The 7518-nt window shown below is 67.2% G+C and carries 7 protein-coding genes; 4 read left to right on the top strand and 3 right to left on the bottom strand.

Annotated elements, in window-relative coordinates:
- Positions 1-217: 217 nt before the first annotated feature.
- Positions 218-967 (bottom strand): Crp/Fnr family transcriptional regulator, encoded by a 750-nt coding sequence (locus H7965_RS27790; protein ID WP_315898714.1) that lies wholly within the window; start codon positions 965-967, stop codon positions 218-220.
- 192 nt (positions 968-1159) lie between these two features.
- On the opposite strand from H7965_RS27790, the gene H7965_RS27795 reads away from it, so the two are divergent.
- From H7965_RS27795 to H7965_RS27805, 3 genes are all read left to right on the top strand, one after another.
- Positions 1160-2194: an IS630 family transposase gene (locus H7965_RS27795; protein WP_186773782.1), complete on the top strand. Its 1035-nt coding sequence runs from the start codon at positions 1160-1162 to the stop codon at positions 2192-2194.
- Between the two features lie 1025 nt (positions 2195-3219).
- Complete coding sequence (locus H7965_RS27800; protein WP_186773783.1) at positions 3220-3810, top strand: GNAT family N-acetyltransferase; 591 nt, start codon at positions 3220-3222, stop codon at positions 3808-3810.
- Between the two features lie 579 nt (positions 3811-4389).
- The gene (locus H7965_RS27805; protein WP_186773784.1) at positions 4390-4782 is read left to right on the top strand and encodes a DUF4186 domain-containing protein; all 393 of its coding nucleotides are present in this window, start codon (positions 4390-4392) and stop codon (positions 4780-4782) included.
- 314 nt (positions 4783-5096) lie between these two features.
- Here H7965_RS27805 and H7965_RS27810 read toward each other — a convergent pair whose 3' ends face one another.
- Together H7965_RS27810 and H7965_RS27815 are read right to left on the bottom strand one after the other, a co-directional pair.
- Positions 5097-5543: a DUF5681 domain-containing protein gene (locus H7965_RS27810; protein WP_186773785.1), complete on the bottom strand. Its 447-nt coding sequence runs from the start codon at positions 5541-5543 to the stop codon at positions 5097-5099.
- Positions 5543-6901, bottom strand: a complete 1359-nt coding sequence (locus H7965_RS27815) for a site-specific DNA-methyltransferase (RefSeq protein ID WP_186773786.1) — start codon at positions 6899-6901, stop codon at positions 5543-5545. Before H7965_RS27815 ends, H7965_RS27810 begins: the two co-directional genes overlap by 1 nt.
- Positions 6902-6956: 55 nt before the next feature.
- Between H7965_RS27815 and H7965_RS27820 the strand changes: the two genes are divergently transcribed.
- On the top strand, positions 6957-7214 hold the full coding sequence (locus H7965_RS27820) for a hypothetical protein (RefSeq protein WP_186773787.1): 258 nt from the start codon (positions 6957-6959) through the stop codon (positions 7212-7214).
- Positions 7215-7518 lie beyond the last annotated feature (304 nt).

The following is a 7518-nucleotide window of genomic DNA, read 5'->3' on the forward strand; positions in this document are numbered from 1 at the left end:
GATCGAAGAGGGCCATGACGGGCTCCAGCGACAGGGTGTCGACGGGAGCACGGTCGCGTCTCTCAGCCGCCCGCGTCGGAAGGGTCGCGACGGGCGATGGACGTCACATGGTGACGCGGGTCCGGATAAACAGCGGGGCGACGTTGCCGAACTTCAGCCAGCCGCTTCGGGCCGGGGCCGCTCAACGCCGGCCCGGACACGGCAGCCGACGAGGGCGTCAGCCCCAATATGGCCTTCGCGCCGCCTCAGGTGGCCCAAGCAGGCGATCATAGGCCCGTCGGGCGGTGCCGTAGCATTCGCACGAGGCGGCCTCGAGGCCAGGCCGGTCGGTGATCTCCATCCGGCCCCGCTCATAGCGGATGAGGCCCGCCTTCTGCAGCGTCCCTGCAGCCACGGTGATCCCGGCGCGGCGCACGCCAAGCATCATCGACAGGAACTCATGGGTCATGGGGAAGGGTTCTCGTTCGACCCGGTCGTGCGCCATCAGCAGCCAGCGCGCGAGGCGTTGGTCCGTGTGATGGCGCCCGTTGCAGGCCCCTGTCCGCGCCACCTGCTCGAAATGCGCGAGCGCATAGCGGTTCAGGAGGGGACGGAAGGCTGGGATGCGGTCCAACGCCTCGCGGAATGCGCCAGCATCCATCCGGAACGCCGTGCCGGGCACCTGGACGAGCATCTCGAAGCTGTCGGTATCGGCGCCGAGCAGAGGGGCCAGCCCGGTCATACCCTCCGGGCCGACCAAGCCGACCTCGGCGAAGTCGCCATCCTCCATTGGAGAGAGGCGGGAGATGTAGCCGGTCTCCGGGAAGTAGACGGCCCTGATCGGCTCTTCTGGCATGTGCAGGGTCTGCCGAAACGGAAGCTCTACCGGGCTGAGCTGCGGCCAGAGCAGGGCGAGATCCTCGGGTGGCAGGGCCGCGAGCAGGCGGTTGCGCGGCGTGGGCGCCGCAGCTGGGTCGAAAGTGGCCACACTGGGCTCCCGCAACGAACGTGTCGGCGGGAGCACGGTCGCGTCTCTCTGCCGCCTGCGCCGGAGGGTCTCGGCAGGCGATAAGCCACATATGGGGCGCTCAACGCCGAATGTCTGCGCGGAACCGCACGCTCCTATTGATGCGACTCTCATTGTCTTGATCTGATTGACCGGGGTTCCAAGTTCACGGGCATGAGGCACGTGGACATGCGCAAGCTGCCCGCGGCGGCTCAGGAAGAGCGCCGGCGGCAGGTGGTTGGGCTTCGTCAGCGCGGCCTGACCTACAAAGCGATTGCGGCTCAGGTCGGGCTGAGCCGGACCGGGGTGATCGACATCTGCCAGCGCTTTGCCGCCGAGGGTGCGAAAGGGCTGGTCAGCAAGCCGCGCGGCCGCAAGCCCGATGAACAGCGCCTGCTGGATGCGGCCCAGGAAGCCGAGGTGCAGAGGCTGATCCGCCGTCACACGCCGGACGAGCTGGGCTTGCCGTTTGCGCTCTGGAGCCGGGCGACGGTGGGGATGCTGGTCACCCGCCAGTGCGGGGTCGAGTTGGCGGTGCGCACGGTGGGCAAGTACCTGGCGCGCTGGGGCTTCACTGCCCAGAAGCCGATCCGGCGGGCCTACGAGCAGGATCCGGCAGCGGTGCGGCGCTGGCTGCGGCGGGACTATCCGGCGATCGTGGCGCGAGCCAGGCAGGCCCACGGCATCATCTTCTGGGGCGATGAGACCGGATTGCGCTCGGACGACGTGCGCGGCCGCGGCTATGCCCCGCGTGGCCGGACACCGCTGGTTCGGGTCTGTCACAAGCGGGCCAGCCTGAGCCTGATCTCGGCGGTGGCCAACAAAGGGGAACTGCGCTGGATGGTCGTGGATGGCGCGGTCAAGGCTCCAACCCTGATCCGCTTTCTCGAGCGCCTGGTCCAGGAGGCCCGCCGCACGGTGTTTCTCATCCTCGACCGGCTGCGGGTGCACCGCGCCCGTCTGGTGCGGGACTGGCTCGCGGAGCACAGCTCCAGGATCGAGCTGCACTACCTGCCGCCCTATAGCCCCGACCTGAACCCGGACGAGGGGGTGAACGCCGATCTCAAGCAGGCGGTCCCGCGCAAGGCGCCGGCGCGCAGCCAGCAGCAGCTGAAGCGCGCGGCGATCAGCCACATGCGCAGCCTCTCCATGCGGCCGCAGCGGATCCGCTCCATCTTTCAGCACCCGCAGTTCCGCTATGCAGCGTAGCCAAGACAATGAGGGCCGCATCAATAGGAAAAGTCGTGCTGGCGAGCGCCTACATACGGCCAGCAGTGCCCCGGCGCACATGCCCGAGCACGAGAGCGAGATCGCGGGCATGGCCGGAAAGCGTACGCTCCGTACACTTGGTATCTCGGTGCATCTCTTCGCGGTGGGGGCGGGTCGGATGAGGTGACGGAGCCGGGCACCAAGCCACGGGACGGGCGCGGCCTTGCGGGCTGGTCGGAGCGCGCGTGCCTGATTGTCAACGGCGGAGATCGGACATTTCGCGCTGCTGAGAGCAGCGGCGCCACGATCCAGCCGCACGGCGGGCACGATTTCTCCCACCTGCCGGCGTTTCCTGCAGAAGGCGAGAGAGGAGATATGCTGTGCGACACCCGAAGCTGCTCGCCGCCTGCCTGAGCTTGGCACTCGCCGCGTCAGGGCAGGGCGCTGCCGATCCATGGAAGGACGAGAGCGGGAACGGTCGGGACGACCGCCGCGGCGACTACCGCAGCGAGTACCGCGGCGAGCGGTGGGATGACCAACGCGAGGGTAACCGCCGGGGTCGCGAGGCTCGGCGGGACGGTTGGGGATGGGCACCATCGCCTATTCCACAGGGCCACATGCCGCCGCCTGGGGAGTTTCGGCTTTGGTATCCGGACCGCCCGCCTGGCCATCAACCATCACCGCAGCGCTGGTAGGACAGAGCCCTGCCCGCTCGGGGCGAGAGCGCTGTAGCGTGGCCCGCTGTCTCGTGGCCGTTTTCCGGGATGCCCTGCCGGAAAGCCGCCTGTCCGCTTTCGGCCAAAACCTGCCGCGGCGGCTCTGCGTCCAACCAGGTCACTCGAATACTTTAGCAACTTTACGGAAAGTGGACATAGACCTTGGGTCGCCGACGACTCGAGGCGGGTGTGTAGCGGACCTACTGTGGGTCGACGCTGTCCTGAAGGCGACTAATTGAGAAATAAAGAGCGGGCCTTTTGGCACCGTTCTGGATAAGCTTGGTGCGCGTCGTTTGCGAGGTTGCATTGATGGCATTGGAGCCCGTCACCCTTTCTGGGCGGCACGCCGAACTCGTCCCGTTGTCGCAGGAACATAGCGGTGCTCTCGCCGAGGCAGTGCGTGACGGTGAACTCTGGCGGCTGTGGTACACGTCCATTCCCTCGCCGGAGGTGATGGCGGCCGAGATCGACCGGCGTCTTGGCCTCCAGGCGGCGGGCTCCATGCTTCCCTTCACTGTCCTGGACGGCCCGAGTGGCCGACCTGTCGGCATGACCACCTATCTGAACATTGACACCGCCGGGCCGCGGGTAGAGATCGGCGCAACTTGGTATGCTGCCCGCGTCCAGCGCACGCCGCTCAACACGGAGGCCAAGCTCCTGCTGCTGACGCACGCCTTCGAGCAGCTCGGGTGCCTTGCTGTCGAGTTCCGTACGCACTTTGTGAACCACGCGAGCCGCCGCGCCATCGAACGCCTTGGTGCCAAGCTGGACGGCGTGCTGCGCCACCATCAGCGCATGAGGAACGGTACGCTCCGTGACACCTGCGTCTACAGCGTCACGGCACCCGAGTGGCCCACGGTGCGCTCGCACCTGACCTGGCAGCTTGAAAAACCCCGGTAACAACACGGAGGGATAGTACGCTGGGGCCTCGCGGCGGCGGGGGACCTACTCCGGACCAGCGGCCTGCCCACGCCTTGCGGCAGTACATCCCTTAGGACATGAGGCGATGCACGCAGCTGTTCCAAAGGCGTCCGTTTCGGATAGAACGGCGAGGCTGACTGAGGATGTGGAAGGTGCCTGCTCGCGCGACGCATAGCGGCTGCCGCACGGTTCGCCATGCTACAGCTTGTGGCGGCCACGATTTTCAAGACGGTGAGTGAGGGTGGAGCGCCGCTCTCGGCCCTCTGCAATCCTGCTTCACAACCTCTGAATCCACTCAGGGTCGAGAGCCGCCGAGTTTGGCCCGTAACCCAGTGACTGCTTTCCCAGGTGCCGCGCCTGGAAGCGGCCCGTCCGCTATCGGCCAAACCATGCCATAAAATGTGGGCTCAGTTGGGCTGCGTTTATGTCCGCTCACGGAGGTAGACCAGACCTTCGGGCTGCGAGCCTTCTACGGCCGCTTTCCGCCCAGAGCGGGGGTTGCGATATCATCCGACGATAGGCGGCTTTCGGCCAAGCCTGGGAGGCGGCATCAACATCATGAGGGACCTGGACGAAGTCTTCGTCCGACTGGCGAACTCGGCCTTCAGGCAGCGCTTCTCGCTGACCACGCACGACCGGGAATACATCGAGGGCAAAGGAAAGGCGACGATCCTGGCGCACGCCCGCGACTTCATCGCCCAGCGGCTTGCACCGGCGCATCCGGCGAACGATGGCAAGCAGACGCCGTTCCGCGGGCACCCGGTCTTCCTGGCCCAGCACGCCACTGCCACCTGCTGCCGAGGCTGCCTTGTCAAGTGGCACGGTATCCCCGCCGGCCGGGTGCTGACGGCCGACCAGCAAGAGCATGTCGTGTCAGCGATCGAGAGATGGCTGGACATGCAGGCGGCAGGGGACGGGCCTGGCGCTCAGCAGCGCCTGCCGTTGCTCTGACCACTCTGCCGGGAGTGGTTCCATCAGCTGTGGCGTCCCCAGATCCGAAGGCTGCCGCCCATCCAACATCGTCTCCACGGTGTCCGGCGCCAGCAGCGTCAGCCGCAGCATCTTGCCGAGGTAGGAGCGATCGATCCGCTCCGACATGGTGGGTCGCCGGCATCGAGCCGGGCCCAGAGGCGACGGCGCAGCTCGATGCGCTCTGCACCGAGCTGCGCACCCAACTCGCCCGGGCGGGCAGGGGCTGACGCCGCCGGACCCACCCGGGAGGAAGCGGCGGCAACGTATGAGTGCCCGGCCATCGCCGCTTCGGCTCAGCTCTCGCCCGAGGGGTCCTCGGGCAGTAGCCCCTGGCGGCGCATGTGCTCCTGCACAGACCGTTCCCATTCCTCCGGGTCGGTGGCCATCCCCGGCACCACAAGCATGGCGCCGCTCCGGGCACTCGCCCCGTCAGCGGGCGGCGCAAGGAGGCCCTGCTCCCGCGCCAGCGCAATCGCCTGGCCCATGGCTCGCGCGTCGCCGCGAAGGGCGCGCGCCATCAGGGCCTGCAGCATGGCCTCGCCTTTGGTCATGGTGCGGCTCCGTTCCCCCTCGCGGACGTTGACGACCTCGCCCAGCAAGCGCTGGAAGATGCTTCCCAGGTCCTGCGCACCCTTCGGCCGGCCCTTCGGGTTGCCCGACTGGCCCTTCCTAAAACGCGTGTGCTCGGGCGGTCGGCCGTAGCCGACCTTGTAGTTCCCGTCGCCTTTGCCGCGCGCCATCACACCACCTCCGTCAGCTGGTCAGGGGCGGCCTGACGCTCCGCGGAAACCTCGGCGAAGCATCTGCCGCTGCCCGCCAGGACCGCTTCCCCGCCGGTCAGCGTCGCCCAGCGGTGGACGATGACGTCGCAGTAGGCCGGGTCGATCTCAATCAGCCGCGCGCGTCGTCCTGTCCGCTCTGCTGCTATCAGCGTGCTGCCGCTGCCGCCGAAAGGATCAAGCACGATGTCACCACGCCGGGACACGTCCTTGATTGCGTCTGAGATCAGCGCCACTGGCTTGACCGTCGGGTGCATGGCGAGCTCCGCCATGCGGTCCCGCTTCAGCGTGTTCACTCCGGCGTAGGTCCAGAGGTTGGTTCGGTAGCGGCCATGCTTCCCGAGCTCGACGGTGTTGACATGCGGGGCGGTGCCGGACTTCCAGACGAACACCAGCTCGTGCTGGGAGCGGTAGAGGCTGCCCATGCCGCCATTGTCCTTAGCCCAGACGCAGAGATTCTTGAGCTCCGTGTAGGCAGCACCGCCCGCTTCCAGCATCTCGCCCGCATGGCGCCAGTCCATGCATTGAAAATGGATCGCCCCGTTGACGCTTGCGGCGGCCGCATTCCGGAAGGCGACTGTGAGAAAGGCCACGAACTCCGCCCGGCTCATCTCACCCGATGCCATCGCGAACTCCCGATGCTGCACCCGGCCCAGGCCGCAGACATGCCCGCCCACCGGCACGTTGTAGGGTGGGTCGGAGAACACGACCCTGGCCAGATCGCCCCCAATCAGCCGCCGATAGGCCTCCGCGTCGCGTGAGTCGCCGCACAGCAGCCGGTGCGGCCCCAACTCCCACAGGTCACCGGCACGCGTGACCGCCGCTGCCGCGTCCGGCGCGCCCGGCACGGCATCGGCAGGATCCTGCTTGGATGCGGCTGGCCCCTCCAGGATCAGGTCGATCTCGGCCGTCTCAAAGCCGGTGATCTCGAGATCGAAGTCAAGCTCCAGCTCCGCCAGCCCCTGCAGCTCGATCTTCAGGATCTCCGGGTCCCAGCCGGCCTTCTCCGCCAGCCGGTTGTCGGCAAGGCGGTAGGCCCGGAGTTCCGCCTCCGTCAGGTGCTCGAGGAGAACCGTCGGGACGCAATCCATCCCCAGCTGCCGGGCGGCCTGCACGCGGCCATGGCCGGCGATGATGCAGCCGCTAGTGTCGATCAGGACGGGGTTGGTGAAGCCGAACTGCCGGATCGAGGCCGCGATCTGGTGGACCTGCTTTTTCGAATGCGTGCGGGCATTGCGGTCGTAGGGTCGGAGCCCGGCGACTGGCCGGTAGGTGATGCCGAGCTCGCGGCTGCGGCTCGTAGTTGCTTCGGACGTCATGGAAGTGCCCTCGATTCAAGAGGGCCGGCCGCGATACAGGAAGGCGCGACCCTCGATGGATTCCGCCGCATCGGTCAGCTGGCTGACCGGTACAGACCCATCGGGCGTCACGCCCTCACTTCAGAGCCGCCTCTGTTCCGGCCGCATCACGCAGCCGGAGCCAGACCTCGCTCCAGGCCAGGGTGATATGCACGGGTTGCAGCGCCGCGTCTTCTATATTTTTTGCGCCATCGAACATCCCACTTTGGCCCGGATCTGCGACCTGAGTTTCCCTGTTCCCCCGCAGGGAATTCGGCTGCCTGACTTGCGCTGAACCGCGGCTTCCGCGCGTCGCATGACCGGCAAGTGGCTGCCGAACGAGCATCTTCCCTGTATTTTCCCGTGGATCAGGGAATGCCTCTCGTCAGAGACGGGTTCGCGGCTGACTGTGCCCACAGCCACGCAGTCCGCCTGACGCAGACGATTCCGGGTTTCGCGCGGGCGGCCCACCAAAGGCCCGGCTTTCCGGCCACACAGGTGACGGCCTTGGCGGCACTGTACCTGAGAGACGCCGGCCAGGCCGCTTCGGGCCGCCACTTGGCCGCCTTGTCTCCCGAGGCCATTTTGGCAGTACGGAT

Origin of the sequence: Siccirubricoccus deserti (assembly GCF_014283215.1) — a bacterium.
Classification (GTDB): Bacteria; Pseudomonadota; Alphaproteobacteria; order Acetobacterales; family Acetobacteraceae; genus Siccirubricoccus; species Siccirubricoccus deserti.